Origin of the sequence: Pseudomonas sp. RL_5y_Pfl2_73 (assembly GCF_963970515.1) — a bacterium.
Taxonomy (GTDB): domain Bacteria; phylum Pseudomonadota; class Gammaproteobacteria; order Pseudomonadales; family Pseudomonadaceae; genus Aquipseudomonas.
In genome coordinates, this window is record NZ_CAXAPD010000021.1 from 1 (window position 1) to 26,294 (window position 26,294).

The 26,294-nt window shown below is 62.0% G+C and carries 27 protein-coding genes; 15 read left to right on the plus strand and 12 right to left on the minus strand.

Features of this window, described 5'->3' with window-relative positions:
• The first annotated feature begins 849 nt into the window (after window positions 1-849).
• Both AACY42_RS19585 and AACY42_RS19590 read left to right on the plus strand, forming a co-directional pair.
• Window positions 850-1,812, plus strand: a complete 963-nt coding sequence (locus tag AACY42_RS19585; RefSeq protein ID WP_339481732.1) for an EamA family transporter — start codon at window positions 850-852, stop codon at window positions 1,810-1,812.
• 178 nt (window positions 1,813-1,990) lie between these two features.
• Window positions 1,991-2,851 (plus strand): CAP domain-containing protein, encoded by an 861-nt coding sequence (locus tag AACY42_RS19590; RefSeq protein WP_339481734.1) that lies wholly within the window; start codon window positions 1,991-1,993, stop codon window positions 2,849-2,851.
• 190 nt (window positions 2,852-3,041) lie between these two features.
• Here AACY42_RS19590 and AACY42_RS19595 read toward each other — a convergent pair whose 3' ends face one another.
• The 4 genes from AACY42_RS19595 to ggt all read right to left on the minus strand — a co-directional run bounded on the left by AACY42_RS19595 (window position 3,042) and on the right by ggt (window position 7,328).
• The gene (locus tag AACY42_RS19595) at window positions 3,042-3,674 is read right to left on the minus strand and encodes a Vgb family protein (RefSeq protein WP_339481736.1); all 633 of its coding nucleotides are present in this window, start codon (window positions 3,672-3,674) and stop codon (window positions 3,042-3,044) included.
• Window positions 3,675-3,708: 34 nt separating this feature from the next.
• Window positions 3,709-4,935: a helix-turn-helix domain-containing protein gene (locus AACY42_RS19600; RefSeq protein ID WP_339481738.1), complete on the minus strand. Its 1,227-nt coding sequence runs from the start codon at window positions 4,933-4,935 to the stop codon at window positions 3,709-3,711.
• Window positions 4,936-4,947: 12 nt separating this feature from the next.
• Entirely contained in the window at window positions 4,948-5,481 is a 534-nt protein-coding gene (locus AACY42_RS19605) for a cysteine hydrolase family protein (protein WP_339481740.1), read from the minus strand.
• A 119-nt stretch (window positions 5,482-5,600) separates the two neighbouring features.
• Complete coding sequence (ggt, locus tag AACY42_RS19610; RefSeq protein ID WP_339481742.1) at window positions 5,601-7,328, minus strand: gamma-glutamyltransferase; 1,728 nt, start codon at window positions 7,326-7,328, stop codon at window positions 5,601-5,603.
• 164 nt (window positions 7,329-7,492) lie between these two features.
• Between ggt and AACY42_RS19615 the strand changes: the two genes are divergently transcribed.
• Window positions 7,493-7,924 (plus strand): GNAT family N-acetyltransferase, encoded by a 432-nt coding sequence (locus AACY42_RS19615; protein WP_339481744.1) that lies wholly within the window; start codon window positions 7,493-7,495, stop codon window positions 7,922-7,924.
• Between the two features lie 58 nt (window positions 7,925-7,982).
• Here AACY42_RS19615 and AACY42_RS19620 read toward each other — a convergent pair whose 3' ends face one another.
• Window positions 7,983-8,333 (minus strand): hypothetical protein, encoded by a 351-nt coding sequence (locus tag AACY42_RS19620; protein WP_339481746.1) that lies wholly within the window; start codon window positions 8,331-8,333, stop codon window positions 7,983-7,985.
• A 141-nt stretch (window positions 8,334-8,474) separates the two neighbouring features.
• Here AACY42_RS19620 and AACY42_RS19625 point away from each other — a divergent pair, with 141 nt between their 5' ends.
• The 8 genes from AACY42_RS19625 (at window position 8,475) to AACY42_RS19660 (ending at window position 12,827) form a co-directional block, all read left to right on the plus strand.
• Window positions 8,475-8,735 carry a hypothetical protein gene (locus AACY42_RS19625; RefSeq protein ID WP_092222705.1) on the plus strand — a complete coding sequence of 87 codons (261 nt, stop codon included), beginning with the start codon at window positions 8,475-8,477 and terminating at the stop codon, window positions 8,733-8,735.
• Between the two features lie 2 nt (window positions 8,736-8,737).
• Window positions 8,738-9,073: a DUF6388 family protein gene (locus AACY42_RS19630; RefSeq protein ID WP_339481751.1), complete on the plus strand. Its 336-nt coding sequence runs from the start codon at window positions 8,738-8,740 to the stop codon at window positions 9,071-9,073.
• Between the two features lie 269 nt (window positions 9,074-9,342).
• A complete protein-coding gene (gene tusD, locus AACY42_RS19635) occupies window positions 9,343-9,735 on the plus strand; it encodes a sulfurtransferase complex subunit TusD (RefSeq protein WP_063325040.1) in 393 nt (130 codons plus the stop codon).
• On the plus strand, window positions 9,735-10,097 hold the full coding sequence (gene tusC / locus AACY42_RS19640) for a sulfurtransferase complex subunit TusC (protein WP_339481752.1): 363 nt from the start codon (window positions 9,735-9,737) through the stop codon (window positions 10,095-10,097). Before tusD ends, tusC begins: the two co-directional genes overlap by 1 nt.
• Window positions 10,097-10,390 (plus strand): sulfurtransferase complex subunit TusB, encoded by a 294-nt coding sequence (tusB, locus tag AACY42_RS19645; RefSeq protein WP_339481754.1) that lies wholly within the window; start codon window positions 10,097-10,099, stop codon window positions 10,388-10,390. Before tusC ends, tusB begins: the two co-directional genes overlap by 1 nt.
• Window positions 10,387-10,722, plus strand: a complete 336-nt coding sequence (locus tag AACY42_RS19650) for a TusE/DsrC/DsvC family sulfur relay protein (RefSeq protein WP_339481756.1) — start codon at window positions 10,387-10,389, stop codon at window positions 10,720-10,722. Before tusB ends, AACY42_RS19650 begins: the two co-directional genes overlap by 4 nt.
• Window positions 10,719-11,720 (plus strand): glycosyl transferase family protein, encoded by a 1,002-nt coding sequence (locus AACY42_RS19655; protein ID WP_339481758.1) that lies wholly within the window; start codon window positions 10,719-10,721, stop codon window positions 11,718-11,720. Before AACY42_RS19650 ends, AACY42_RS19655 begins: the two co-directional genes overlap by 4 nt.
• A 102-nt stretch (window positions 11,721-11,822) precedes the next feature.
• Window positions 11,823-12,827, plus strand: a complete 1,005-nt coding sequence (locus AACY42_RS19660) for a glutathione S-transferase family protein (RefSeq protein WP_339481759.1) — start codon at window positions 11,823-11,825, stop codon at window positions 12,825-12,827.
• Between the two features lie 139 nt (window positions 12,828-12,966).
• Here AACY42_RS19660 and cysG read toward each other — a convergent pair whose 3' ends face one another.
• From cysG to AACY42_RS19690, 6 genes are all read right to left on the minus strand, one after another.
• Window positions 12,967-14,361: a siroheme synthase CysG gene (gene cysG, locus AACY42_RS19665; RefSeq protein WP_339481760.1), complete on the minus strand. Its 1,395-nt coding sequence runs from the start codon at window positions 14,359-14,361 to the stop codon at window positions 12,967-12,969.
• Window positions 14,362-15,642 (minus strand): serine--tRNA ligase, encoded by a 1,281-nt coding sequence (gene serS, locus AACY42_RS19670; RefSeq protein ID WP_339481761.1) that lies wholly within the window; start codon window positions 15,640-15,642, stop codon window positions 14,362-14,364.
• Window positions 15,643-15,657: 15 nt separating this feature from the next.
• Window positions 15,658-16,032, minus strand: coding sequence for a fluoride efflux transporter CrcB (gene crcB, locus AACY42_RS19675; protein WP_339481762.1), 375 nt, complete (start codon window positions 16,030-16,032; stop codon window positions 15,658-15,660).
• Window positions 16,029-17,354: a replication-associated recombination protein A gene (locus tag AACY42_RS19680; RefSeq protein WP_339481763.1), complete on the minus strand. Its 1,326-nt coding sequence runs from the start codon at window positions 17,352-17,354 to the stop codon at window positions 16,029-16,031. The genes crcB and AACY42_RS19680 overlap by 4 nt, the downstream gene beginning before the upstream one ends.
• A gap of 172 nt (window positions 17,355-17,526) precedes the next feature.
• Window positions 17,527-18,150, minus strand: coding sequence for an outer membrane lipoprotein chaperone LolA (gene lolA / locus AACY42_RS19685; RefSeq protein ID WP_339481764.1), 624 nt, complete (start codon window positions 18,148-18,150; stop codon window positions 17,527-17,529).
• A 57-nt stretch (window positions 18,151-18,207) separates the two neighbouring features.
• The gene (locus AACY42_RS19690; protein WP_339481765.1) at window positions 18,208-20,613 is read right to left on the minus strand and encodes a DNA translocase FtsK; all 2,406 of its coding nucleotides are present in this window, start codon (window positions 20,611-20,613) and stop codon (window positions 18,208-18,210) included.
• 306 nt (window positions 20,614-20,919) lie between these two features.
• Here AACY42_RS19690 and trxB point away from each other — a divergent pair, with 306 nt between their 5' ends.
• The 4 genes from trxB to infA all read left to right on the plus strand — a co-directional run bounded on the left by trxB (window position 20,920) and on the right by infA (window position 23,748).
• Window positions 20,920-21,879, plus strand: a complete 960-nt coding sequence (gene trxB / locus AACY42_RS19695) for a thioredoxin-disulfide reductase (RefSeq protein ID WP_339481767.1) — start codon at window positions 20,920-20,922, stop codon at window positions 21,877-21,879.
• A gap of 82 nt (window positions 21,880-21,961) precedes the next feature.
• Window positions 21,962-22,642 carry a leucyl/phenylalanyl-tRNA--protein transferase gene (aat, locus tag AACY42_RS19700; RefSeq protein WP_339481768.1) on the plus strand — a complete coding sequence of 227 codons (681 nt, stop codon included), beginning with the start codon at window positions 21,962-21,964 and terminating at the stop codon, window positions 22,640-22,642.
• A 57-nt stretch (window positions 22,643-22,699) separates the two neighbouring features.
• Window positions 22,700-23,407, plus strand: coding sequence for an arginyltransferase (locus AACY42_RS19705; RefSeq protein WP_339481769.1), 708 nt, complete (start codon window positions 22,700-22,702; stop codon window positions 23,405-23,407).
• Window positions 23,408-23,529: 122 nt separating this feature from the next.
• The gene (infA, locus tag AACY42_RS19710) at window positions 23,530-23,748 is read left to right on the plus strand and encodes a translation initiation factor IF-1 (protein ID WP_002553999.1); all 219 of its coding nucleotides are present in this window, start codon (window positions 23,530-23,532) and stop codon (window positions 23,746-23,748) included.
• A gap of 252 nt (window positions 23,749-24,000) precedes the next feature.
• Here infA and clpA read toward each other — a convergent pair whose 3' ends face one another.
• Window positions 24,001-26,271, minus strand: a complete 2,271-nt coding sequence (clpA, locus tag AACY42_RS19715) for an ATP-dependent Clp protease ATP-binding subunit ClpA (RefSeq protein WP_024616766.1) — start codon at window positions 26,269-26,271, stop codon at window positions 24,001-24,003.
• Between the last annotated feature and the right edge of the window lie 23 nt (window positions 26,272-26,294).

Consider the following 26,294-nt stretch of genomic DNA (forward strand, 5'->3'; position numbering starts at 1 on the left):
GCATTGCCATTGAAAATCCTCCGGGCTAAGGTTTGAACACTTGAAGGGTTCACCCAGAGGCGCAGGCTTGTTCCTATCGTCGGTCTAGGCCAGATGCATTCTTTATCGGCGCTTGGGTGAAAGGAGGGGGGGTGAAATCTCCCACGGTCTGTACTGCGGCTAACAGTCAGAATCGAGCTTTGTCCCTCCTCCTCCCTTCAAGTCCTACCATACAAGCGAGCTGGCTCGCGATGAGGCCGGCACATCCAACATCTTCATCGACTATGGCACCGCCTTCGCGAGCAAGCCCGCTCCCACAGGAGAAACGCGGTCTCCACCAAGAACCAGGCCGGCCGTTAGGCCGCCTCGCGGTGGCCGTTGATCTCGGCGCCCCGTTAACCACGCTGGCCGAACGCAGGCATTGTGGAGTGGGCACCTCGGCATGGATGCCGAGGTAGCCGCGCTGGGCCATGGATGGCCCTTCGCGGCGGCCCACGGAGCAATGCCGGAGTGAGGGCATGCCGAGCCTAGGCGAGGCACCGAGTGGTGGGGCAGGAGCGTTTTGCTTACTTTTGCGCTTCTCAAAAGTGAGCCGCCGTCAGGGCGGAACCCTAAGTGGCCATTACCGCAGAAACGGATATACACACCAAAACAAAGGAAATACCGATCCTTCTCAAAAACAACGCATTCCAATTCTAAAAAAAGCAGATATTGCGAGGCGACACGCACTAATGCAACCGAGCGCACAGGCCCGCAGATCTTGTCCCTTGCACCCCACGAGGTAAAAACCTTACAGTCATACGACAACCTACAACTAAAACAGCCGATCCTGGGCCTTTTGCCTTGGCGGCCGCCTTCGAGACACCTGCCATGACTCGCCCCATCGCTGCATCTGACACCCCCACACCGTTACCCCGCCACCTCGCGGTGCTCGTCCTGCTGTGCATGGGCTGTGCCTTCGCCGGCAACCACGTCGCCGCGCGGGCCGCGTTCGATGACGGTGCCGGTGTGCTGCTGGCGATCCTGCTGCGCTCGGGCGGGACGCTGCTGGTGCTGGCTGCGATGGTGCTCTGGCAACGACAGAGCCTGCGCCTGCCGCCCGGTACGTGGCGTTGGCAATTGGCGCTGGGGCTGTTGATCGGCGCCCAGAGCCTGTGCCTGTACTCCGCCGTGGCCCGGGTGCCAGTGGCGTTGGCGCTGCTGGTGGGCAACGTGTTTCCGATACTGCTGGCCTTGCTGACCTGGGCCCTGGGCGGACCACGCCCGACGGCGCGCACGGCTGCGTTGATGGGCATGATCCTGGTGGGCCTGGTGTTCGTGTTGGAAGTGCCGGCGAGGTTATCGTCCGGGCACGGCGTCGGCCCGCAATGGCTGCTCGGGGTGGGCCTGGCCTTTGGCGCCGCTTGCGCCTTTGCCTGCGCATTGTGGATCACCGATCACAAGTTGTCCCAGGTGCGCGGCTCGGTCCGCAGCCTGCTGACGATCTTCATCGTCTTCAGCAGCGTCAACCTCGCTGGCCTGACAGGCGCCCTGCCCGGCGGTTTCGACCTGCCAGCCAGCAACACCGGCTGGTTCGCCCTGGCGACCCTGGTGGTGCTCTATGGCACCGGGTTTACCGTGCTGTTCATTTCCGTGCCCCGCCTGGACATGCCGCGCAACGCCCCGGTGATGAACATCGAACCGCTGGCCACGCTGCTGATCGGCTGGCTGGTGCTGGACCAGATGCTCAACCCGGGCCAGGTGATGGGTGGCGCGATTGTGGTGACGGGCATCGTGTTGCTGACCTATCGCAAGGTTGAGCGGGTCAAGGTGCCTGTGGCTGAGCACACTTGAACTGACTGAACACCGTTGTGCCAGCCCACAGATAGTCTTCGCCTTCCTGAAACTTGTTCCAAAACCGACAGTCCTACCCCAGCCGTGAAACCCCCGCCGATCTGCAGCGGCGGGTTTTCCAGCTGATCGGCGCCAAGCCTGGCGCTATGGCAACTCCCCCTCTTGAGCCGTTCGCCCCATGCGCCACCCTGTTCGCTCTTGCCGTTTCGTTTCGCTGTGCTTGCTTGCCCTGTTTCCTCTATTCGCCAGCCCCGCCCATGCCCGCGGCGAAAGGCAGCTGGTGGAGGCCATCAACGATTTCCGTAGCCAGTCGCGCCGCTGTGAATGGCGCACAGTACGTGCCACGCCGCCGCTGGTGCTGCGTTCAAGCCTGGGTTTGCCGATTGGCCTTCGCGGTGGCCTGCGGGAAACCTTGAAAAACGCCGGCTATCAAGCTCGGGCCGTGCGCAGCATTCGCTTGACCGATGCGTGGGACGCCGAAGAAGCGTTCGACAGGCTGGCAGACGAACATTGCACCGCGCTGCTGAACAACCAGTACGCCGACATCGGCGTCAATCGGGTCGGTGATCAATGGCGCGTGGTGCTGGCGCAACCCATGGGTGGCACACGGATGAGCGACGCGGGTGCGGCGGACAAGTCGCTGCTGGCCCAGGTCAACGCCGCCAGGGCCAAGCCACGAATGTGCGGGCGCCAGCGCTTCGCGGCGGCCCGGCCGCTGAGCTGGAACGCCGCGCTGGGAACCGCCGCCCAAGGCCACAGCCGGTCGATGGCCCGCGAGAATTATTTCGCCCATCGCGACCCGGACGGTCGCTCTTCTTCCGATCGGGCCAAGCGCGCCGGCTTTCGCGGACGTAAACTGGGCGAGAACATCGCCGCCGGACAACGCTCACCGAGCCAGGCCATGCAAGACTGGCTGGCCAGCCCGGGGCACTGCGCCAACCTCATGAACCCGATGTTCACCCAGATGGGCGCAGCTTCGGCCAGCGATTCGCGCAGTGATGCGGGGGTGTACTGGACGATGGTGCTCGGCGCGCCGTGATGTGACGGACACCTTTGTGGCAAGGGGCCCCTGGATTCTGTAGGAGCTGGCGAAGGCTCGGGCCGCGTTCGGACGATCTTTTGATTTTGATCTTTCACTCTTGACTCAATGGGCAGGGGAAAGATCGCAGCCTCGTTGCACTCGACAGCTCCTACAGGGTGTTCTCCCAACCCATTGCGCAAGCCCTGCCTCACGCCGGCCGACGAACCGCCCTCACCTTGCCACTGCCACCACCGCCACAGAAAAACCGGTCGGCCCCGTCGGACTCCAACCCCGACACACCGATACCAGGCGGCATCGTCACGCTTTCCAGCACTTGCGCCGTTTGCGGATCGATACGCCGCAGGTCACTCTCGTCGTTTTCCCAGGTGCCGTGCCAAAGCTCTCCATCGACCCAGGTCACGCCCGTGACAAAGCGGTTGGATTCGATGGTGCGCAGGACCCTGCCGTCGGCGGGGTCGATCTGCAGTATCTTGCGCGCCTTGTACTGACCGACCCAGAGCGATCCTTCGGCCCACGCCAGGCCGGAATCATCACCGCTGTTGGGGGCCGGAATCGTCGCCAATACTTGACCGGTGCGTGGATCGATCTTGCGGATGCTGTCGCCGGCGATCTGGAATAAATGCTCACCGTCGAACGCCGTGCCCGCATTCGCCGGGACATCGAGCGAATGCATGGGCTGGCCACTGGCGGGATCGAGGGCATGCAACTTGTCGCCCGAAGCGAACCAGACACACTCGCCGTCATGGCTCACGCCGTGCACGCAATCGACGCCCGGAAAAGGACCGTATTCACGCAGGATCTGTGCCTCTGAATGTTTCATCTCTCTCGCCTCATGAATGGGGTGTGACTGCAGCCTAAGCCTGGGATGGCAGTGCGGTGAGTAACAATACCGTCGCGAATCCGGGCATCGGTGGCGCCATCCAGCGACGGGCCCTGGCGCGCCCGAACGACTGCGCCTTACCGGCGACGGCCAGCGTTTCCAAGGCCCGCTGCACGCTACGCTGACTGATGTCCAGGGCCAGCGCCAGGGCTGAACTGGACCAGGCTTCACCGTCGGCCAGCAATGCCAGCACCGCCCCGTAGGGCTCCTCGACGACTCGCGCCAGCACCACGACCTCGTCGGCCTGTCGCGGAATCAGGGTAAAACCGCGCTGGGTTGCCTTCACTTCAGCCAACGGACGAAGCGTTACCCGCAACCGCCCCATCTCCACCCGCAGCCGAGCGCGATGGGATTCATCCGTCAGCTTCAAGCCGAAGGCCTGGATCATGAGCGTTTCCCTCGGTACATCGCCAGGCCAGGCTTGAGCCAGCCCTCGCGCCAGGGCGAACAATACCGGTCGTCGGGCAAGGCTGACTTGAATGCCGGCGCCGCTGATCCCATAGCGGCACGCGTCCACCACCAACGCCGACCCGGCCAACAGCGCTTGCACCTCCTCCAGCACGAGCAAGCGCTCTTCGCCTCGGGCAATCAGACGCGCGGCGGGTGTGCGCAGTAGCCGCCAGGCGCTTTCAATTTCGGCGCTCAGTGCGCCGATTCCCGCTTGCTGTGCGGCTTGCCCGGCCCGTTCGAGGGCCGCGCGGGCGGTCTGTGTTTGCAACCGCCGCATGGCGATTCCCGCAGCCACTAACTCGCAAGCCGCCCGTGATGCCGAGGGCAGCCAGGCAAGATCCAGGTCAACGAGCCTGCGTTCGGCCTCGTCGAGCCGACCGATCAACAGCAGCCGGCGGATTTCGATCGTGTGGGCATGAGCAACGTTCGCCCGATCGCCGTGGGTTTCGAGCACCGCCCGCGCGGCGGCGAGACGCTTCATCGGCCAAGTCAGGTCACGAGACGCCAGGGCGATTTCGCCTTCGGCGACCACACAGCGCGCCCGTGCCACGGCCTCCGTGGGCCCGAAGGCCGCGCCCGCCCGACGCATCAGGGTACTGGCCCGAACCAGATCACCCAGCTGCGCCATGGCAATGCCGCGAAGCGCGAGGGCCGGGGCATCCTTGCGCAGCGCGACGCGATTGAGCGCAGCGACAGGATCCCCCGCTACCAGTGCTCGCGCCGCTGCGGTGATCAGAGGGTCAGTTGTCATCGGTTTGGGGGGTCAGAGGCGGATGTCGGCAGCCGGCACCACATCGATCCGCGATACCGCGCTGCTCAGACGCCCCAATCGGTTGTTGTGGTTGGCGATGATCTGTTCGGCCGCCATGCTGCCGTTGTCCACCGTGGAGTGGGCATCGGCCGCCAAAACCACGTCGTACCCCAGGGCATGGGCCTGGCGCACGGTAGCGTTGACGCAATAGTCGGTTTGCAGCCCACAGATCACCAGGCGGTTGATGTCCCGGGCCTGCAACAACGGTTGCAGGTCGGTCTGGTAGAAGGCATCGGGGGTGGTCTTGCGCACCCGCAGGTCATCGGCAGCGGTCAACAGGTCATCGACCAGTTGCCAGGCGGCAGAACCATACGTCAGCGAGCCTTCCAATTCTTCGTGCTGGATCAGCACCACCGTCAAGCCGAGGGCCCGGGTTTTGGCCGCCAGTTCGTTGATGGTCTGGATGATGCGCTGGCTGTCGAAGCACTCTTCTTCACCGCTGCACAGTGCGTTCTGGACATCGATGATCAGCAATGCGGTGTTCATGATCTTCCCTCTTCAGAACGGTATTGGACACCCAAGTCATGTAGGACCTGTGGAGCGAAGCGAGGCTGCGATCTTCCCCGGCCCGAAAGATCGCAGCCTCCGGCAGCGCCTACAGGGGATTAATATCCCAGCGACAACCCGGTATTGCGACGGGGGTCGTTGGCGCCATAGAAGCGGTTCTTGCCCACCGGCTTGCCGCCCAATGACGGCGCGCCGACCAGGATCGCGGCAATGTGGTTGGGATCCTGCGGGCCGGCAAACTTGTGCCCCCAGCTTTCCAGCAGCTTCTGGGTATCCGGGCTGGCCGCAAAGGTCTCCAGGTTGGTTTCCTCCGGCATCCACTGCTGGTGGAAACGCGGCGCGTCGACAGCCTCCTGGAGGTTCATCCCGTAGTCGATCACATTGAGGATAGTCAATAACGTCGCGGTGATGATCCGGCTGCCGCCCGGGGTGCCCACCACCATGACCGTCTTGCCGTCCTTGGTGACAATGGTCGGGCTCATGGATGATAGCGGCGCCTTGCCCGGCGCAATGGCGTTGGCTTCGCCCTGAACCAGGCCATACATATTGGGCACGCCGACCTTGGCGGTGAAGTCGTCCATTTCATCGTTGAGAATCACCCCGGTCTTGCTCGCCATGACACCGGCACCGAACCAGTCGTTCAGGGTATAAGTGACCGAAACGGCGTTACCCCAATGGTCGACGATAGAGTAATGGGTGGTGTTGCTGCCCTCATGGGGCGCTACGCCGGGCTTGATCTTCTGCGAGTCGCCGGCCTTTTGCGGTTCGATCGCGGCCCGCAGTTTGGCGGCGTAGTTTTTATCCAGCAGATGGTCGATGGGGTTCTTCACGAAGTCCGGGTCACCCAGGTAGCTGTTGCGGTCCACGTAGGCGTGGCGCATGGCTTCGATCTGATAATGCAGGCCCTGGGCCGAATGGAACCCCAGGTCCTTCATCGGATAGCCGTCGAGGATGTTCATGATCTGGCACAGCACTACCCCGCCGGAACTGGGCGGCGGCGCCGAGATGATGTGATAGCCGCGGTAGTCGCACTCCACCGGGGCCAGCTCGCGGGTCTTGTACTTGTCCAGGTCGGCCTGGGTGATGATGCCTTTGTTGGCCTGGCTGGAGGTGACCAGGGCATCGGCGACCCAGCCCTTGTAGAAACCGTCGGCGCCTTTGGCGGAGATTTCCCGCAGGGTCTTGGCGAGGTCTTTTTGCACCAGCTTCTGGCCGACCTGCATGGGCTCGCCGTTGTGCAGGAAGATCGCACCGGAGTCGCGCATGTCCTTCTTGAACACATCGGTGGCGGTTTCCAGCAGATCGACATCACCCTGCTCCAGGGTGAAGCCTTCCTCGGCGAACTTGATGGCCGGGGCGATCAGTTCCGCCCGGGGTTTGCTGCCGTACGCCTTCAACGCCAACTCCAGGCCGGAGACCGTGCCAGGCACGCCCACGGCCAGATGTCCGCGGGTACTGAGGTCGGGGACGACGTTGCCGTCCTTGTCCAGGTACATGTTGGCGGTGGCAGCCAGGGGGGCTTTTTCACGGAAATCCAGGAACGTCTTGCGGCCATCGGCCAATTGGAGGGTCATGAACCCACCTCCGCCCAGGTTACCCGCCGCCGGGTACACCACCGCCAGGGCATACCCTACCGCCACCGCCGCATCCACGGCATTGCCGCCGTTCTTGAACACATCGACGCCCACGTGGGTCGCCAGGTGCTGGGCGGTGACCACCATGCCGCTCTCGGCAGCCACCGGCGCCTGGGAGGCGGCCTGGGCATACACACAACTGAGGGTCAGGGTGGTCGCAACGAGGATCCGGGCAAAGGATTCGAACTTCATGAGTCGGCCTGTTCTTGTTCTAAAAAGTCGGGGATCGCATCAAGCAACTAGCTAGTATGGCCCGGTTTGCGTAATGCGCCTGCTTCCAAGTCGACCGGGTGACGCCACGGTAGCCTTTGGGATAGGCTCCTGCGGTTGATCTTGACTGAATAAGGACATCACCGATGACGCTACGAATCGAACGCACGGACACGCCCACCGACGCAGAACGCCAAGCCATCATCGCCCCGCTACGCGCCTATAACACGGCCAAGACCGGCGGGACGGTGCCTGAACTGGTCGCATGGCTGGTGCGCGATGAACAAGACGAAATTGTCGGGGGGCTCTACGGCCGAGTGTTTTTCCGCTGGCTGTATATCGAGCTGCTGGTGGTGCCGGAACAGGCCCGGCGCCAGGGCACGGGCTCGACCCTGATGCAGATGGCCGAAGAACTGGCCCGGGAGAAAAACTGCGTGGGCATCTGGCTGGACACCTTCGACTTCCAGGCCCCGGAGTTCTACCGCAAACACGGCTTCACGCAAATCGGCCAGATCGACGACTACCCGCCAGGCCACCAGCACTTCTTCTTCCAGAAGCGCCTGACTCAGACCAATTGAAATACTGACCCTGTGGGAGCGAGCCTGCTCGCGATGGCAGGCACCTCGGTCTATCTACTTAAAGACACGTCGCCAACGCCGCCAACCGGCGCTTGGCCACGAAGTCGTCATGCTTGGCGTAATAACTCAACTCGGTGCCTGTCGCCCCGGCATGCACATCGACAAACGATTCGGCCGAGCGGGTGTAGACCGTCAAGCCGCTTGGCTTGCCCGGTTGCAGGTAGGCGCCGGCATCGACACCGAACACCGCTTCGTCCTGCCAGGAGAACTGCACACACTGGGCGACGACCTGTTCGGGTTTGTCCGAAGTCAGGGTCTTGTAAGGGGCCTGGGTCCGGGCCTCGTTCATCGCCGAACCCGCGCAGCCGGCCAGCAAGGTTGCGGCCAGGGCCACGGTCAACATTCGCATGGTGCTCACTCATCAAGAAAAAAACCGACTGTAGCACTGCGACCCAGGCCTTCGTGCTGCTTTACTGAAATTTACACGGGACATCGGCCTGCGATTCACGCACCCTGTCGCGCCACTGTCACCAGCCACGCGGAACACCCCATGACCCCCAACGCCGAATTCTACAAACCCACCGCCGAATACGCCGACAAACTGATCAGCCAGATCGGCCAGACACCGTCCTGGATCGCCAAGCGCATCGGCGTCACCGACAAGCGGGTTCGCTACATCCTCGACGGCGAACGCACCGTCAAGGGCGAAACCACGCCGATCCAGATGACCTACACCGAACAGTTCGCCCTCGAATGCCTGGCGGCTGCGGCCAAGGCCAGCAAGAAGCAGTCAGCATCCCCCAAGGAGTGACCATGGCGGCAACCGAACAGCAACACGAACGAGCCCTGGAAAAATTCCTCGATGAGCGCCCCGAACTGCGCGTCGAATTGGACCACCTCAACCCGCTGCTGGCCCAGGCCAAGGGCGAGACCGCCGCGCAGTACCGCGCCGAGCGGTTGCATGAAGCCTTCGAAGCCGAGGCCGAGCGCCTAGGCCTGTTTGCCTGGGAACTGACCCTGCAACTGACCGCGGCCTCGCCCGCGGAGTACCAGGCCCAGCGCCTGGAGGTGCACAAGGAAGTCGCGGAGATGGCGGGGATGGAATGGGCTGAGTATTGCGCGTTAAATGGCCTCAACACCCAGGACTGAGCACTAGCTTGGTCCCGCAGGGTCCCGTAGGAGCTGTGTAGGAGCTGTCGAGTGCAACGAGGCTGCGATCTTTCCTGGGCTATTTGGAGCTCAAGCGAAAGATCAAAAGATCAAAAAGATCAAAGAGGTCAGATCGCAGCCTCGTTGCACTCGACAGCTCCTACAGAGTTCCTAAGCTGGTCCAGATAGGCCTCGCCACCCTTTCCCGGCAATCGCCCCCCCGCCCATAAAGCTTTATCATGGCCGCAGTTTTGCTGATCGGGTCTGTCATGAAGTTCGCCATCGCTTTGTTTTCCGCCGCCCATGCGCCCTCCTCGCGCCGTGCCTTGCTGTTTGCCCAGGCTGCGCTGGCGGGCGGGCATGAGATCGTGCGGCTGTTTTTCTATCAGGACGGCGTCTATAACGCCTGCGCCAGTGTCGTCACGCCCCAGGACGAACAGGACCTGCCCCAGCAGTGGCGAACCTTTGTCAGCGACAACCAGCTCGACGGCGTGGTCTGCATCGCGGCGGCGTTGCGCCGTGGGGTGTTGAACGAGGAAGAAGCCCAGCGCTACCAGCGTTCGGCGGTTAGCGTCGAGGCGCCCTGGGCCTTGTCCGGGCTGGGCCAGTTGCACGATGCAATCCAGGACGCCGACCGTTTGATCTGCTTTGGAGGCGCGTAATGGCCAAGTCTGTATTGCTCATCAGCCGCCAAGCCCCATGGTCGGGCCCCGGCGCCCGTGAAGCGCTGGACATCGTCCTGGCCGGCGGTGCATTCGACCTGCCCATCGGCCTGCTGTTTCTCGATGACGGGGTGTTCCAGCTCACGGCCGGCCAAAACGCCAAGGCGGTCCAGCAAAAAGACCTGAGCGCCAACCTGCAGGCGTTGCCGATGTTCGGCGTCGAGGACCTGTTCCTCTGCGCCGACAGCGCCGCCGAACGTGGTGTCGACACCGACACCCTGGCGCTGGGCGATGTGAAAGCACTGACCGCGCCGCAAATCGCCGCGCTCATCGATCGTTACGACCAGGTGATCACCCTCTGATGTCGACTTTGCATGTGTTGTCTCATTCGCCCTTCGGCGATAACCGCCTCGCCAGCTGCATGCGGGTACTGGGCAACCAGGATGCGCTGCTGCTGTGCGGCGACGCGACGTACGCGTTGCAACCGGGCAGCCCACCGTTTGAAGTGCTACTGGCTGCTGGCGTGAACCTGTTCGTGCTCGCCGAAGACCTCCAGGCCCGCGCCCTGGACACGCCAGACTGGGCCGAAGCCATCAACTACTCAGGTTTCGTCGAGCTGTCGATCGAGCACGACAAGGTCAACACCTGGCTATGAAGACGCTGACCGTGGGCGAGCGCGCCATCGCACTGGACAAGGACGGCTACCTGGCCGACCTTGACGATTGGTCGGCCGAGGTCGCCACCGCCCTGGCAACCGCCGAAGACATCGAGCTGGGCCCCGAACACTGGGAGATCCTCGAACTGCTACGCGGCTTCTACAACGAATTCCAGCTCTCCCCCGCGACCCGGCCGCTGATCAAGTACACGGCGCTGAAACTGGGCGCGGACAAAGGCAATAGCCTGCACCTGAACCGACTGTTCAAAGGCACTCCCGCCAAACTCGCCGCCAAACTGGCGGGCCTGCCCAAACCGACGAATTGCTTATGACCGACTTCCCATCGCTGACCCTTGAGACCCCGGCCGAACACCCGTTCGCCCAGTTCGTGCGCATCCTTGGCAAAGGCAAGCGCGGCGCCCGCAACCTGACCCGCGAAGAAGCCCGCGAAGCCATGGGCCTGGTGCTCGACGAAAAGGTTGAGGACACCCAGCTTGGCGCCTTTCTGATGCTGCTGCGACACAAGGAAGAAAGCGCCGAGGAGATGGCCGGTTTCACCGAAGCGCTGCGTGAACGCCTGGTGGTCCCGGCGTTGGCGGTGGACCTCGACTGGCCGACCTACGCCGGCAAGAAACGCCATTTGCCGTGGTACCTGCTGGCGGCCAAATGCCTTGGGCAGAACGGCGTGCGGATCTTCATGCACGGCGGCGGCGCTCACACGGCAGGCCGGCTCTACACCGAACAATTGCTGGGCTTGTTGCATATCCCGCTGTGCCGGGATTGGCGGCAGGTCGGCAGTGCGCTGGACAACGGCGGCCTGGCCTTCATGCCACTGGTGGATTGGGCGCCGCAAATGCAGCGGATGATCGACCTGCGCAACACCCTGGGCCTGCGCTCGCCGATCCATTCCCTGGCACGGATCCTCAACCCGCTGGCCGCTCGTTGCGGCTTGCAAAGCATCTTTCACCCGGGCTACCAGGCCGTGCATCGCGATGCCAGCGGTTTGCTCGGTGATAGCGCTATCGTCATCAAGGGCGACGGCGGCGAGATCGAGATCAACCCGGACGCCGACAGCCACCTGTACGGCACCACCGGCGGCGTCAGCTGGGACGAAGAATGGCCGCGACTGGCCGAGCAGCGCCACGTCAAACCGGAAAACCTCGATCCCGAGCACTTGAAAGCGATCTGGCGCGGTGACGTCGAAGACAGCTACCCACAACTGGCGCTGATCGCCACCATGGCCCTGGCCTTGCGTGGCCTGGGCCTGGCTCGCGAAGAAGCGTTCGACAAAGCCCGGCAGTATTGGGATGCCCGGGATCGTTCGATTTAACCTCATTAATCGCCGGACCTTTGCGCTTTTAGTTCGAATCTCTTTAATTTCGAATCATAGGAATAAACTCGCCTCCAATGACCATTGAGCGAGGACATCCAAATGGGTTTGTTGGTCGAGGGCCGCTGGCAGGACCAGTGGTATGAAAGCAAGGACGGCACCTTCCAGCGCGAACAGGCGCAGCGCCGTCACTGGGTGACCGCCGACGGCAGCGCCGGCCCCTCGGGCGACAGCGGTTTTGCCGCCGAGGCCGGGCGCTACCATTTGTATGTCTCCCTGGCCTGTCCCTGGGCGCACCGCACGCTGATCTTGCGCCAGCTCAAGGGCCTGCAAGACTTGATCGATGTGTCGGTAGTCAGCTACCTGATGCTGGAAAACGGCTGGACCTTCGACAAGGCCCACGGTTCCACTGGCGACAACCTCGACAACCTGAGCTTCCTGCATCAGCGCTACACGGCCGACACGCCGGACTACACTGGCCGCGTCACGGTTCCGATCCTTTGGGACAAACGCCAACAGCGCATCGTCAACAATGAATCGGCGGAAATCATCCGCATGTTCAACAGCGCCTTCGACGGCGTGACCGGCAACGACCTGGACCTGTATCCCGAACACTTGCGCCGCGATATCGACGCCCTGAACGAACGGATCTACCCGGCGGTGAACAACGGTGTGTACCGTGCCGGATTCGCCACGACCCAAGCGGCCTATGAAGAAGCCTTCGACCGGTTATTTGCCGAACTGGATTGGCTGGAGGCATTGCTGGCAACCCGCCGTTATCTGGCTGGCGAATACCTGACCGAGGCCGACATCCGTCTGTTCACTACGATCATCCGCTTCGACGCGGTGTATTTCGGTCACTTCAAGTGCAACCTGCGGCGCATCGCCGATTATCCGAACCTGTCGAACTGGCTGCCAGAGTTGTACCAGTGGCCGGGCATTGGCGAGACCGTGGACTTCCCCCATATCCAGGGCCATTACTACGCCAGCCACAAGACCATCAACCCCAATGGGATTGTGCCCAAGGGGCCGAAGCAGGACTTTACAGTCGCCCATGATCGGGGAAGGTTGAGTGGGAAAGGGATTTGGCGTGGGGCTGAGAGCTGATCTGAGATCTTTATTGCCTCAGAAGGCTAATCGCGAGCAGGCTAGCTCCCACATTTGATGGTTGTTCAACCATGGATCTGCGGTTGTACACGGTCCATTGTGGGAGCGAACCTGCTCGCGTTTGGAGGCGACGCGGTCTTCAGACCTGCCCCTGAGCCCCTTCAAACCATGCCAGTTTCTCGCGCAGTTGCACCACTTCCCCGACAATCACCAGGGTCGGCGCATGCACTTCGTGCTCGGCCACCAGCCGTGGCAAGTCCGCCAAAGTGCCGGTAAAGACCCGCTGATTGGACGTCGTGCCCTGCTGGATCAACGCCGCTGGCGTATCCGCCGCACGGCCATGCCTGATCAGCTCGCTGCAGATCATCGGCAGGCCGACCAAGCCCATGTAGAACACCAGCGTCTGGGCCGGGGACACCAGGTCGGCCCATGGCAAGTCGCTGGTGCCGTCCTTGAGATGGCCGGTGATGAAACGCACCGATTGAGCGTAATCGCGATGGGTCAGCGGGATCCCGGCGTAGGCCGCGCAACCACTGGCCGCGGTGATGCCTGGGACGACCTGGAACGGGATGCCATGGGCTGCCAGTTCCTCAATCTCTTCGCCGCCACGACCAAAGATGAACGGGTCGCCGCCTTTCAACCGCACCACGCGCTTGCCCTGACGGGCCAGGTCGACCAATTGCTGATTGATCTGATCCTGGGGGACCGCGTGTTCGGAGCGGCGCTTGCCGACGTAGATCCGTTCGGCGTCGCGCCGGCACAGTTCCAGGATTGCCGGTGCCACCAGGCGGTCGTACAACACCACGTCCGCCTGCTGCATCAAGCGCAAGGCGCGGAAGGTCAGCAGGTCCGGATCACCCGGCCCGGCCCCCACCAGATAAACTTCACCCGACGCGTTCGGCGCCTGGCCGTCGATCTTGTCCCGCAGCAGGCGCTCGGCTTCAGCCCCCTGCCCGGCCAGTTGCCGATCGGCGATAGGGCCCTGGAACACGTCCTCCCAGAACGCCCGTCGTTGCTGCACGTCGGGAAACAAACCTTTGACCTGGCCGCGAAAACGCGCCGCCAGCCCGGCCAGTTGCCCGTAGGTCGACGGAATCCAGGTTTCCAGCTTGGCCCGGATCAGCCGCGCCAGCACCGGCGCGTCGCCACCGCTGGACACCGCGATCACCAAGGGTGAGCGGTCGACAATCGCTGGGAAGATCACGCTGCACAGGGCTGGCGCGTCCACCACGTTGACCGGCACGCAACGCTTATGAGCATCGGCCGAGACCTGGGCATTGAGCGGTTCGTCGTCGGTGGCGGCGATGACCAAACCGCAGCCGTCCAGGTCCGCTTCGACGTAACCACGCAGGATGCATTCACCGCCGCTGCCACTGACCAGTTCCCGCAACTGCGGTTCGATGTCGGGTGCGACCACCCGCAGCAACGCGCCGGCATCGGCCAGCAGGCGGGACTTGCGCAAGGCAATCTCCCCGCCGCCGACCACCAGCACGCGGCTGCCGCGCAGGTTGTGGAACAGTGGCAAATAGTCCATTTAGCCGATGACCTCGATGCCGCCCATGTAGGGCTTCAACACCTCGGGCACACGGATCGAACCGTCGGCCTGCTGGTAGTTTTCCAGCACGGCCACCAGGGTACGACCCACCGCCAGGCCGGAGCCATTGAGGGTGTGGACCAGTTCCGGCTTGCCGGTTTCCGGGTTGCGGAAACGCGCCTGCATGCGCCGCGCCTGGAAGTCGCCACAGTTGGAGCACGAGGAAATCTCGCGGTACTTGTCCTGGCTCGGGATCCAGACTTCCAGGTCGTAGGTCTTGACCGCACTAAAGCCCATGTCACCGGTGCACAGCGCCAGGGTGCGATACGGCAGCTCCAGCATTTGCAGGACTTTCTCGGCGTTGGCGGTCAGGCCTTCCAATGCTTCCATGGACACCGACGGCTCGACGATCTGCACCATCTCGACCTTGTCAAACTGGTGTTGGCGGATCATGCCACGGGTGTCACGGCCCGACGCCCCGGCTTCACTGCGGAAGCACGGCGTGTGGGCGACGAATTTGATCGGCAGTTGCTTGGCATCGATGATTTCGCCGGCCACGATGTTGGTCAGCGACACTTCGGCAGTTGGGATCAGGTACAGGTCGGCCTCGCCTTCGCGGCTGATCTTGAACAGGTCTTCCTCGAACTTCGGCAACTGGCCAGTGCCTTGCAGGGCCGGGGCCTGGACCAGGTACGGTGTGTAGGCCTCTTCGTAGCCGTGCTCGGTGACGTGCAGGTTGATCATGAACTGCGCCAGGGCCCGGTGCAGACGGGCAATCGGCCCGCGCAGCAAGGCAAAACGGGCACCCGACAGCTTGGCGGCGGTTTCAAAGTCCAGCCAGCCGAATTTCTCACCCAGGGCCACGTGGTCCTGCACGGGGAAATCGAAGGCTTTCGGCGTGCCCCACCGGCGTACTTCGACGTTGCCCTCTTCGTCTTCACCGACGGGTACCGACTCGTGAGGCAGGTTCGGGATGCCCAGCAGGATCGAATCCAATTCGGTCTGGATCGCGTCCAGCTCGACCTTGCCGGCGCTCAATTCGCCCGCCATGCGCTCGACATCGGCCATCAGCGGCGCGATGTCTTCACCGCGTTGCTTGGCCTGGCCGATGGACTTGGAGCGCGCGTTACGTTCAGCCTGCAGGGCTTCGGTGCGGGTCTGGACGGTCTTGCGCTGTTCTTCCAGCGCTTCGATGCGCGCGACGTCCAGGGCAAAGCCACGGGAAGCCAGGCGGTCCGCTACGTCCTGAAGGTTGCTACGTAACAGTTTGGAATCGAGCATGTCGGTCTCTCGTTATCAAAGTTTGGTCAAGGACAGGCCAGCCCAGGTAGCGAGCAGCCCGCCGAATACGCTGATGGCCGCATAGCCCAGGGCCAGCGGCACTTGCCCGCTTTCCAGCAGGCGCACCGTATCCAGTGAAAAGGATGAAAAGGTCGTCAGGCTGCCAAGAAAGCCGACGATCAGGCCCGCACGCACCTCGATCGGCGCTTCCGGGCGCATCAAAAACAGACCGTATAGAACACCGATCAGCAGACAGCCCACGATATTAACGGTCAGCGTCGCGGTATAGAAGTGCCGCGGCCAATTTGCGTTGATCCAGTTGCCGGTCGCGAAGCGCACCAACGTACCCGCAACGCCACCGGCGCAAACTGCAAGAATCAAGGGGATCAAGGTATTCTCCGTTGCCGTGGACTCAAGCGGTCCAGTTGCGCCAAGTGGTTGAGCTTCTCGCCGATCTTCAGCTCCAGGCCACGGGGCACCGGCTGATAGAAGCGCTGGGGTTCGAGCGCATCAGGAAAATAGTCTTCACCGGCGGCATAGGCGTCCGGCTCGTCATGGGCGTAACGGTATTCTTCGCCGTAGCCCAGCTGCTTCATGAGCTTGGTCGGCGCGTTGCGCAGGTGCAGCGGCACCTCGAGGGACCCGTGCTCGGCGGCGCTGCGCATCGCCGCCTTAAAGCCCATGTACACGGCATTGCTTTTCGGCGCGCACGCCAGATACGTGATCGCCTGGGCCACGGCAAGCTCGCCCTCCGGGCTGCCGAGGCGCTCCTGCACGTCCCAGGCCGCCAGGCACAGGCTCAGGGCCCGCGGGTCGGCATTGCCGATGTCTTCGCTGGCCATGCGCACCACCCGCCGCGCCAGGTACAACGGATCACAACCGCCGTCGATCATGCGCGCGAACCAATACAAGGCCGCGTCAGGGTTGGAGCCGCGGATGGATTTGTGCAGCGCCGAAATCTGGTCGTAGAAGGCCTCGCCGCCCTTGTCGAAGCGTCGGCGGGTGTCGCCCAACAGGCTTTGCAGCAGCTCGACGTCGATCTCGCTGTTGTCTTCGGCCAGGTCCGAGGCGTTTTCCAGCAGGTTGAGCAAGCGTCGACCATCACCATCGGCGGCTGAGAACAGGATCTGGAAGCCTTCATCGCTGAGGCTCAAATGCCGCTTGCCCAGGCCACGTTCCTCAGTCAGCGCGCGATGCACCAGCTTGCGCATCGCCGCCTCGTCGAGGCTCTTGAGCACATAGACCCGCGCCCGTGACAGCAAGGCGTTGTTGAGTTCGAACGAGGGGTTTTCGGTGGTCGCACCGATGAAAATCAGCGTGCCGTCTTCGACGTAGGGCAGGAATGCGTCCTGTTGGGACTTGTTGAAGCGGTGGACTTCGTCGACGAACAGGATCGTGCGCTTGCCGTATTGCCCGGCCTGCTGCTTGGCCACTTCCACCGCTTGGCGGATTTCCTTGACCCCGGCCAGCACCGCCGACACCGTTTCGAAGTGGGCATCCGAGACTTCCGCCAGCAGTCGCGCCAGGGTGGTCTTGCCCACGCCCGGCGGCCCCCAGAAGATCATCGAATGCAACGCACCCTGCTCCAAGGCCTCGCGCAGAGGTTTGCCGCGGGCGAGCACATGTTCCTGGCCGACGTACTCATCCAGGTTGGTCGCACGCAGGCGGGCGGCCAATGGCTGGGCAATCGGGGCGCTTCGAAACAGGTCCATCACAACTTATGCAACCTCCGCTGAATCCTGGTGCCGATGATCTCTGCCGGAGCAGATCTGTGGGGGCAAGGTTTGCCCGCGATACAGGCACCTCGGTGCATCTGGCGGACCGAGGCGATGCAATCGCGGGCAAGCCTTGCTCCCACAGACCTTTTCCCACAGGGGCCTTGGGTTACTCCTGGATCACGTCCGCCCCCTTGGGGATTTCGAACTTGAACTTGGACGCGGCGATCGGCTCGTTGGCCTTGACCCCGGTGAACAGGATATTGGTGCGCTGGCCGACACTGTCGATCAGTTGCATGTCGTTGACCAGGCCGTTACGGAACGACAGGCGCAGGCTGTCGAACAGGCTGTCCTTGGTCTTGGGCTTGAGGGTGAAGTCAATCACGCCACCGGCTTCCTTGGCACTGATGTCGAAGCTCTGGCCAATCTTGGAGATGTCGCCCGAGAGCAGCAGCGCCGGCGTCTGGGTCAGGCGCTGGTCGAGGGTCTTGATGGTGACCTGCTCCAGGTCCGGATCCCACAGGGAGACTTTCTTGCCATCGGAGACCATCAGTTGTTCGGCTGGCGCATCGGTGTGCCAGTAGAACAGGCCCGGACGCTGCAGGGCCATGTCGCCGGCGGTTTCCTGCAACTGGGTGCCGCCGCCGTCGAGGGTCAGTTGGGAGAAACGTGCGGTCAGGGTCTGGGAGCGCTCCAGCAACTGGGTCAGGCGGGCCACGTCCTTTTCATCGGCGTGGGCCGACAAGGTGGTCAGGGCCAGTACGGGCAACAGCAACATGCGAATCAGGCGCATGGGAGTCCTCATGAAGTCGTGGGGGTCGAGCGGCGCTTCAGCAGGCCGCCCGGGTCGTTAGTCGCGCATCGGGCCCGGCGCCAGTACTTCGCGCGAGCCGTTGGTGTTCATGGCCGTCACCACCCCGGCCATTTCCATGGCTTCGATCATGCGGGCGGCGCGGTTGTAGCCAATCTTCAGCTTGCGCTGAACGGCGGAAATCGAGGCCCGACGGCTCTCCAGGACGAACTGCACCGCTTCGTCATAGAGCGCATCGGTTTCAGCATCGTCGTCACCGCCGCCACTGCTACCCTCGAAACCGCTGCCAGCTTCTTCGACACCGTTGAGGATGTCGTCGTTGTATTCAGGGGCGCCGCGCAGCTTCCAGGCTTCCACCACGCGGTGCACTTCGTCGTCGGAGACGAACGCGCCGTGCACACGAATCGGCAGGCTCGTGCCCGGCGGCATGTAGAGCATGTCACCGTGGCCAAGCAACTGCTCGGCGCCACCCTGGTCGATGATGGTCCGCGAATCGATCTTGCTCGACACCTGGAACGCCATGCGGGTCGGGATGTTCGCCTTGATCAGGCCGGTGATCACATCCACCGACGGCCGCTGTGTGGCGAGGATCAGGTGAATACCAGCCGCACGGGCCTTCTGGGCAATACGGGCGATCAGCTCTTCGACCTTCTTGCCAACGATCATCATCATGTCGGCGAATTCGTCCACCACCACCACGATGGTCGGCAGCTTGTGCAGCAGCGGCGCTTCGTCATGGATATTTTCGCGGTGATACAGCGGGTCGCTCAACGGTGTACCGGCTTCTTCGGCTTCCTTGACCTTGGCATTGAAGCCCGACAGGTTGCGCACGCCCATCTTCGCCATCAGCTTGTAGCGGCGCTCCATCTCGGCGACGCTCCAGCGCAAGGCGTTGGCGGCGTCCTTCATGTCGGTGACCACCGGGCACAGCAGGTGCGGAATGCCCTCGTAGATCGACAGCTCGAGCATTTTCGGGTCGATCATGATCAGCTTGGCGTCTTCCGGGCCGGACTTGAACAGGATCGACAGGATCATCGCGTTCACGCCCACCGACTTACCGGAACCGGTGGTACCGGCCACCAGCAGGTGGGGCATTTTCGCCAGGTCAGTAATGACCGGCTTGCCGCCGATGTCGTGGCCCAGGGCCAGAGTGACCGGCGACTTGTGGTTGTCATACTCAGGCGTCGAAAGCACTTCGGAGAAGCGCACGATCTGCCGGTCTTCGTTGGGGATCTCGATGCCCACGGTGGTCTTGCCAGGAATCACTTCCACCACCCGCACGCTGGTCACGGCCAGGGAACGCGCCAGGTCCTTCGCGAGGTTGGCGATGCGGCTGACCTTCACGCCGGCGGCCGGCTGGATTTCGTAGCGGGTAATGACCGGGCCCGGGTGGATCGAGTCCACCGAGACCTCGACGCCGAATTCCTTGAGCTTGATCTCCAGCAAATGGCCGACGGCCGCCAGGGATTCAGGGGAATAGTTGAGTTGTTTCTTCTCGGCCGGGTCCAGGATCGAGATTGGCGGCAAGGTGCCTTCCACCGCGCTGTCGACGAACAGCGGCGCCTGTTTCTCTTTCTGTACGCGCTTGCTTTGCTCGGGTGGCTTAGCCGGGGCCATGGTGATAACCGGCGGCACCAGCTTCTCGCGATCGGACATGTGCTTGCTCAACGCCTGCTCACGCTCGATCAGGCGCTCCTTGACCTTGGCCTGCTCGCGCTTGTCTGGCGTCGTCGGGGCTACCACGTCATGGACCCGGTCGTCGACGTCGCGCAGTTGCGCCACCAGTTGCTTACGCTCGGTGCGTGCCGCCCACCAGCGATTCATGGCGCCCTGGATCAGTTCGATCAGGTCGAGGGTGATTTTGCCGGTGATGTCCATGACTTTGAACCAGGACAGGTCGGTGAACACTGTCAGGCCGAACAGGAACAGGGCGATGAACAGCAGCGTGCTGCCCTGGATGTTCAGGGCGTTCCTGGCCAGGTCGCCGAGGCTTTCGCCCAGCGCACCGCCCGCCCCGGCCGGCAAACCGGTGGGCGCATGGAAATGGATATGGGCCAGCGCGGCCCCCGACAACACCAGGAACACCAGACCGATCAGGCGCCAGGAGAACAGCCAGCCGCTCCACTGCCACGGCTCGTGACGCTGGCGGAAGATCTGGTAGGCCTTGATCGCCAGCAACAGTGGGAAGATGTAGGCGAAATAACCCAGCACCATGAACAGGATGTCGGCGCTGTAGGAGCCGGCCGGTCCGCCAAAATTCTGCACGTCGTCGATTTTGCTGTTATGGCTCCAGCCCGGGTCGTCCCTGCCGTAGGTCAGCAGGGCCATCATCAGGAACAGGCACAGGGCACCGATGGCGATCAACGCACCTTCCTTGAGCCGGTAGTGCAATTGCTGGCGCCAGAGCGGAACGACTGGTTTGGGTGCTGCGGTGGATTTCTTCAAAACGCTTCTTTTCCTGCGCCAACGGCGCGTCCATCTGTTGAATGACTATAAAAAACTGCTCATGACGAGCAGGTAAAAAAGTGAATGTGCACAACCGGTACTACTTTTACCACTGTGGGGCGCATCCAGAAAACCGTAGGGATCGCCGAAGATTTGATCTTTAGCCCATCCCGCGTTCAAAACTCAAGCATTGTACGGGTTTGTCCGCGCCAAGGCATTGCCTGACAGCATAGCCGGATACAGGGTGCACACGCGCTAATTGGACCATGCATTCTCTTTTGTGACAAAGGCTTATGAGGTGTTTTTATGAGTGAAGTGAAGCATTCACGCCTGATCATTCTCGGTTCCGGCCCAGCAGGGTACAGCGCTGCCGTCTATGCCGCCCGTGCCAACCTCAAACCCGTTGTCATTACCGGACTGCAGGCCGGTGGCCAGCTCACCACCACGGTGGAAGTCGACAACTGGCCCGGCGATGTCGAAGGCCTGACGGGCCCGGTACTGATGGAGCGCATGCAACGGCACGCCGAGCGCTTCGACACGCAGATCGTCTACGACCACGTCCACACCGCCAAGTTGCAACAGCGCCCGTTCGAATTGATTGGCGACAGCGGCACCTACACTTGCGATGCGCTGATCATTGCCACCGGCGCCTCGGCCCAGTACTTGGGGCTGCCTTCGGAAGACAGCTTCGCCGGCAAAGGGGTTTCGGCGTGTGCGACCTGCGACGGATTCTTCTATCGCAACCAGGTGGTGGCCGTGGTCGGCGGCGGCAATACCGCGGTCGAGGAAGCCCTGTATCTGTCGAATATCGCCCGGGAAGTACACCTGATCCACCGTCGCGACAAGCTGCGTTCAGAGAAGATCCTGCAGGACAAACTCTTCGAAAAGGCCGCCAGCGGCAATATCAAGCTGCACTGGAACCAGAACCTGGATGAAGTCCTGGGCGACGCCAGCGGCGTGACGGGCGCGCGCCTGCGGCACAGCGAGACCGGCCAAACCAGCACCCTGTCCCTGGTCGGGGTGTTCATTGCCATCGGCCATAAACCCAATACCGAGCTGTTCCAAGGCCAGTTGAAGATGCGTGACGGCTACCTGCTCGTACGCGGCGGCAGCGAAGGCAACGCCACCGCGACCGATATCGCAGGCGCGTTCGCCGCTGGCGATGTGGCCGACCACGTCTATCGCCAGGCGATCACCTCCGCCGGTGCCGGCTGCATGGCCGCTCTCGACGCAGAGAAGTATCTCGATGACATCCCTGCCGCTTGACGGTTAACCTTCCAGGCGGGCGCTCGCCGATGGACGAGGCCCGCCACCTGCCGCCCTCCCCTTCTACTTAAGCCGGATACCCATGCTGACCTGGTTACAACGCAACACCTTCGAGTTCCCGCCACTGGCAAAAGCCATGCGCGAACCCAATGGGTTATTGGCCGCTGGTGGTGATCTATCCGCCGACAGGCTGATCCAGGCCTATCGCCACGGCTGCTTCCCATGGTTTTCCGAGGGGCAACCGATCCTCTGGTGGTCGCCGGACCCACGCACGGTGTTATTTCCCGACGAACTGCACGTCTCCCGCAGCCTGGGTAAACTGCTGCGCAAGCAGCGCTATGAAGTGACGTTCGATCGGGATTTTGCGGCGGTCATCCAGGGCTGCGCCGCGCCGCGAGACTATGCCGAGAGCACCTGGATCACCGACGCCATGCAAACCGCTTATCTGGAACTGCACCGACGCGGTTTCGCCCATTCGGTGGAAGTGTGGGACCAAGGGGCGTTGGTGGGCGGCCTGTATGGCTTGGCCATGGGGCAGCTGTTTTTTGGCGAATCAATGTTCAGCCGGGCCGATAATGCCTCGAAATTGGGCTTCACCACCTTGGTCCAACACCTCAAGGCCGCCGACTTCGTGATGATCGACTGCCAGATGCCCACCGAACATCTGCACAGCCTGGGCGCCCGCTCGATTCCACGAACTGAATTTGCGGGCTATCTCAAGGCCCACCTGGATCAACCCAACCACGCAACCTGGGTTTGCTGAGCGACATTCGCGCTCGTGGCTTACACTTAAATCTAAAAGCTTATCCGAGGGTTGATCATGACCGAGTTGGCGCGCTTGAAGTTCTATGCCACTCAGCCCCACTCTTGCAGTTACCTGCCGGAGGAACAGGCCACGACGCTGTTCCTCGACCCTAGCCAGCCCATGGATGTGCATGTCTACGCAGACCTGTCGGAAATGGGCTTTCGTCGTAGCGGCGACCACCTCTACCGGCCCCATTGCCAGCATTGCAACGCCTGCGTCCCGGCGCGCATCCCTGTGGCGCAATTTTTGCCCAATCGCCAGCAGAAACGCATTTTCAAGCGCAACGCCGACCTTCAGGTCCGCCCGGCCAAGCCGCAGTTCACCGAAGAATATTTCGACCTGTACCAGCGCTATATCGAACAACGCCATGCCGATGGCGACATGTACCCGCCCAGTCGGGATCAGTTCACGACCTTCCTGGTGCGTGACTTGCCGTTTTCCCGGTTCTACGAGTTCCGACTGGACGGACGACTGGTCGCCATCGCCGTCACGGACCTGCTGCCCAACGGGCTTTCGGCGGTGTACACCTTCTACGAGCCGGACGAAGAACGGCGCAGCCTGGGGCGGTTTGCCATCCTCTGGCAAATCAACGAAGCCCAGCGCCTGGAACTGGAAGCGGTGTACCTGGGCTACTGGATCAAGAACTGCAAGAAAATGAACTACAAGACCCAATATCGCCCCATTGAACTGCTGATTAACCAGCGGTGGGTTGTCCTGAGTTAGAACCCTTCGGCTTAAAAGCTAGAACCCCTTGGCTTGAACCCCCTTTTTCGGGCACAATGCACGCCGCTTTTGCCTGGCGCAGTTGCACCGGGCCATTCACTGGATACCGAGGGCTTTACTGCATGTCGAAAGAAGACAGCTTCGAAATGGAAGGCACTGTCGTCGACACCCTGCCCAACACCATGTTTCGTGTGGAGTTGGAAAATGGGCACGTCGTAACCGCGCATATCTCCGGCAAGATGCGCAAGAATTACATTCGTATTCTTACCGGTGACAAAGTGCGCGTCGAGCTGACGCCCTATGACTTGAGCAAAGGGCGCATCACTTACCGCGCTCGCTAACAAGTCAATACAAAACGCCCGGCTGATGCCGGGCGTTTTTGTTTGTGGGAATTGGCGGGGAAACTCAATCTTGTGCCCTGCCCAAGACAAACTGTGGGAGCGGGCTTGCTCGCGAAGACGACGGGTCAGCTTGCTCACATGCTGAATGTGCCACCGCATTCGCGAGCAAGCCCGCTCCCACAGGAGGTCGGCGTTTTCTGAAGCCAGCAAAAAGGCGCCTTGCGGCGCCTTTTGCTTTGTTGCAGCTATCGATCAGGCCATTTCGGCTGTGGTTTCGAAGTCGAAGGTCAGCTCGCCGTCCTTGATGTCGATGTGCACCACACCGCCATGTTCGGCCAGTTCGCCAAAGAGGATCTCCTCGGCCAGTGGACGCTTGATTTTGTCCTGGATCAAGCGAGCCATCGGCCGCGCGCCCATCGTCACATCGTAACCACCTTCTGCCAGCCAACTGCGGGCCGCATCGGTGACTTCCAGCAATACACGCTTGTCTTCGAGCTGCGCTTGAAGTTCGGTAAGGAACTTGTCCACCACGCTCTTGATAACCTCATGGCTGAGGCGACCAAACTGGATAATGGTGTCCAGGCGGTTGCGGAATTCAGGCGTAAAGCTCTTTTTGATCACTTCCATCGCATCGGACGAGTGGTCCTGATGGGTGAAACCGATCGAAGCGCGAGCTGCGGTTTCGGCACCAGCATTCGTGGTCATGATGACGATCACGTTGCGGAAGTCCGCCTTGCGCCCGTTGTTATCGGTGAGCGTACCGTGGTCCATGACCTGCAGGAGCAAGTTGAAGACTTCCGGATGCGCCTTCTCGATTTCGTCGAGCAACAATACGCAGTGTGGCTGCTTGGTGATGGCTTCGGTCAACAGGCCGCCCTGGTCGAAACCGACATAGCCTGGAGGCGCACCGATCAGACGCGATACGGTGTGGCGCTCCATGTACTCGGACATGTCGAAGCGAACCAGCTCGATACCCATTGCCTTGGCCAGTTGCCGTGCTGCCTCGGTCTTGCCGACACCGGTCGGACCGGCAAACAGGAACGAACCCACTGGTTTATCCGGCGACTTGAGACCGGCGCGGGACAGCTTGATGGCGGTCGACAGCGAGTCGATGGCCGCATCCTGGCCGAACACCGTCAGCTTCAGGTCACGCTCCAGGTTACGCAGCAACTCCTTATCGGAACTGGTGACGTGTTTAGGCGGAATACGCGCGATTTTCGCCACGATGTCCTCAACCTGAGGCACTTCGATGCGCTTGACGCGTTTCTCCACCGGTTGCAGGCGCTGGTAGGCACCCGCTTCGTCGATGACGTCGATGGCCTTGTCCGGCATATGCCGATCGTTGATGTAGCGCGAGGCCAGCTCAGCCGCCGCGCGCAGGGCTTCATCGCTGTACTCGATGTTGTGGTGCAACTCGAAACGCCCCTTCAGGCCGCGCAGGATGCCAATGGTGTCTTCCACCGAAGGTTCCGACACATCGACCTTCTGGAAGCGCCGGGCCAGGGCACGGTCCTTCTCGAAGATCCCGCGAAATTCCTGGAACGTGGTCGAGCCGATGCACCGGATATCACCCGATGACAGCAAGGGCTTGAGCAGGTTCGACGCATCCATGACGCCACCCGACGCCGCCCCGGCACCAATAATGGTGTGGATTTCGTCGATGAACAGAATCGCTTGCGGACGTTTTTTCAACTCGCCGAGCAACGCCTTGAAGCGTTTCTCGAAATCACCGCGGTACTTGGTACCGGCCAGCAAGGCCCCCAGGTCGAGGGAATACACCACGCTGTTGGCCAGCAGGTCTGGCACTTGGTTGTCGACGATGCGCTTGGCCAGACCTTCGGCGATTGCGGTCTTGCCTACGCCCGCCTCGCCCACCAGCAATGGGTTGTTCTTGCGACGCCGAGCCAGGATCTGGGCAACACGCTCGACTTCCGCTTCGCGCCCGACCAGCGGGTCGATACGTCCCTGACGCGCCAGCTCGTTCAGGTTGCTGGCATAAGCATCCAATGGGTTGCCTGAAGAAGAAGACTCACCGCCCTCGTCGTCCTGCATATCCTGCTCACCCTCGGAATGATCGCCATGCCCTGGTACCTTCGAGATGCCATGGGCGATGTAGTTGACGACATCGATACGCGCAACGCTCTGCTGCTTGAGCAGGAACACCGCCTGGCTTTCCTGCTCGCTGAAAATGGCAACCAGCACGTTGGCACCGGTGACTTCACGCTTGCCCGAGCTCTGCACATGGAAGACAGCACGCTGCAAGACACGCTGGAAGCCCAGGGTTGGCTGGGTTTCGCGATCCTCGTCATGAACGGGGATCAGTGGCGTGGTGGAGTCGATGAACTCCTGCAGATCGTGCTTGAGTTTATCGAGGTTCGCGCCGCAGGCACGCAAAACGGTGGCGGCAGCCTCGTTATCCAATAGGGCCAGCAGCAGGTGTTCGACGGTCATGAATTCATGACGCTTCGAACGAGCCTCCTTGAAGGCAAGATTGAGGGTGACTTCGAGCTCGCGGTTTAACATAGCTTCACCTCATACCCAAGTGG

Excerpts from the sequence above, each read along its gene's own strand:
- aat (WP_339481768.1), top strand. The coding sequence starts at position 21,962 with ATGCTGACCTGGTTACAACGCAACACCTTCGAGTTCCCGCCACTGGCA.
- AACY42_RS19605 (WP_339481740.1), bottom strand. The coding sequence starts at position 5,481 with ATGAACACCGCATTGCTGATCATCGATGTCCAGAACGCACTGTGCAGC.
- AACY42_RS19705 (WP_339481769.1), top strand. The coding sequence starts at position 22,700 with ATGACCGAGTTGGCGCGCTTGAAGTTCTATGCCACTCAGCCCCACTCT.
- trxB (WP_339481767.1), top strand. The coding sequence starts at position 20,920 with ATGAGTGAAGTGAAGCATTCACGCCTGATCATTCTCGGTTCCGGCCCA.
- AACY42_RS19615 (WP_339481744.1), top strand. The coding sequence starts at position 7,493 with ATGACGCTACGAATCGAACGCACGGACACGCCCACCGACGCAGAACGC.
- ggt (WP_339481742.1), bottom strand. The coding sequence starts at position 7,328 with ATGAAGTTCGAATCCTTTGCCCGGATCCTCGTTGCGACCACCCTGACC.
- lolA (WP_339481764.1), bottom strand. The coding sequence starts at position 18,150 with ATGCGCCTGATTCGCATGTTGCTGTTGCCCGTACTGGCCCTGACCACC.
- AACY42_RS19625 (WP_092222705.1), top strand. The coding sequence starts at position 8,475 with ATGACCCCCAACGCCGAATTCTACAAACCCACCGCCGAATACGCCGAC.
- cysG (WP_339481760.1), bottom strand. The coding sequence starts at position 14,361 with ATGGACTATTTGCCACTGTTCCACAACCTGCGCGGCAGCCGCGTGCTG.
- clpA (WP_024616766.1), bottom strand. The coding sequence starts at position 26,271 with ATGTTAAACCGCGAGCTCGAAGTCACCCTCAATCTTGCCTTCAAGGAG.
- AACY42_RS19660 (WP_339481759.1), top strand. The coding sequence starts at position 11,823 with ATGGGTTTGTTGGTCGAGGGCCGCTGGCAGGACCAGTGGTATGAAAGC.
- AACY42_RS19585 (WP_339481732.1), top strand. The coding sequence starts at position 850 with ATGACTCGCCCCATCGCTGCATCTGACACCCCCACACCGTTACCCCGC.
- tusB (WP_339481754.1), top strand. The coding sequence starts at position 10,097 with ATGTCGACTTTGCATGTGTTGTCTCATTCGCCCTTCGGCGATAACCGC.
- AACY42_RS19595 (WP_339481736.1), bottom strand. The coding sequence starts at position 3,674 with ATGAAACATTCAGAGGCACAGATCCTGCGTGAATACGGTCCTTTTCCG.
- tusD (WP_063325040.1), top strand. The coding sequence starts at position 9,343 with ATGAAGTTCGCCATCGCTTTGTTTTCCGCCGCCCATGCGCCCTCCTCG.
- AACY42_RS19590 (WP_339481734.1), top strand. The coding sequence starts at position 1,991 with ATGCGCCACCCTGTTCGCTCTTGCCGTTTCGTTTCGCTGTGCTTGCTT.
- AACY42_RS19630 (WP_339481751.1), top strand. The coding sequence starts at position 8,738 with ATGGCGGCAACCGAACAGCAACACGAACGAGCCCTGGAAAAATTCCTC.
- AACY42_RS19620 (WP_339481746.1), bottom strand. The coding sequence starts at position 8,333 with ATGCGAATGTTGACCGTGGCCCTGGCCGCAACCTTGCTGGCCGGCTGC.
- AACY42_RS19680 (WP_339481763.1), bottom strand. The coding sequence starts at position 17,354 with ATGGACCTGTTTCGAAGCGCCCCGATTGCCCAGCCATTGGCCGCCCGC.
- serS (WP_339481761.1), bottom strand. The coding sequence starts at position 15,642 with ATGCTCGATTCCAAACTGTTACGTAGCAACCTTCAGGACGTAGCGGAC.
- AACY42_RS19655 (WP_339481758.1), top strand. The coding sequence starts at position 10,719 with ATGACCGACTTCCCATCGCTGACCCTTGAGACCCCGGCCGAACACCCG.
- tusC (WP_339481752.1), top strand. The coding sequence starts at position 9,735 with ATGGCCAAGTCTGTATTGCTCATCAGCCGCCAAGCCCCATGGTCGGGC.
- AACY42_RS19650 (WP_339481756.1), top strand. The coding sequence starts at position 10,387 with ATGAAGACGCTGACCGTGGGCGAGCGCGCCATCGCACTGGACAAGGAC.
- infA (WP_002553999.1), top strand. The coding sequence starts at position 23,530 with ATGTCGAAAGAAGACAGCTTCGAAATGGAAGGCACTGTCGTCGACACC.
- AACY42_RS19600 (WP_339481738.1), bottom strand. The coding sequence starts at position 4,935 with ATGACAACTGACCCTCTGATCACCGCAGCGGCGCGAGCACTGGTAGCG.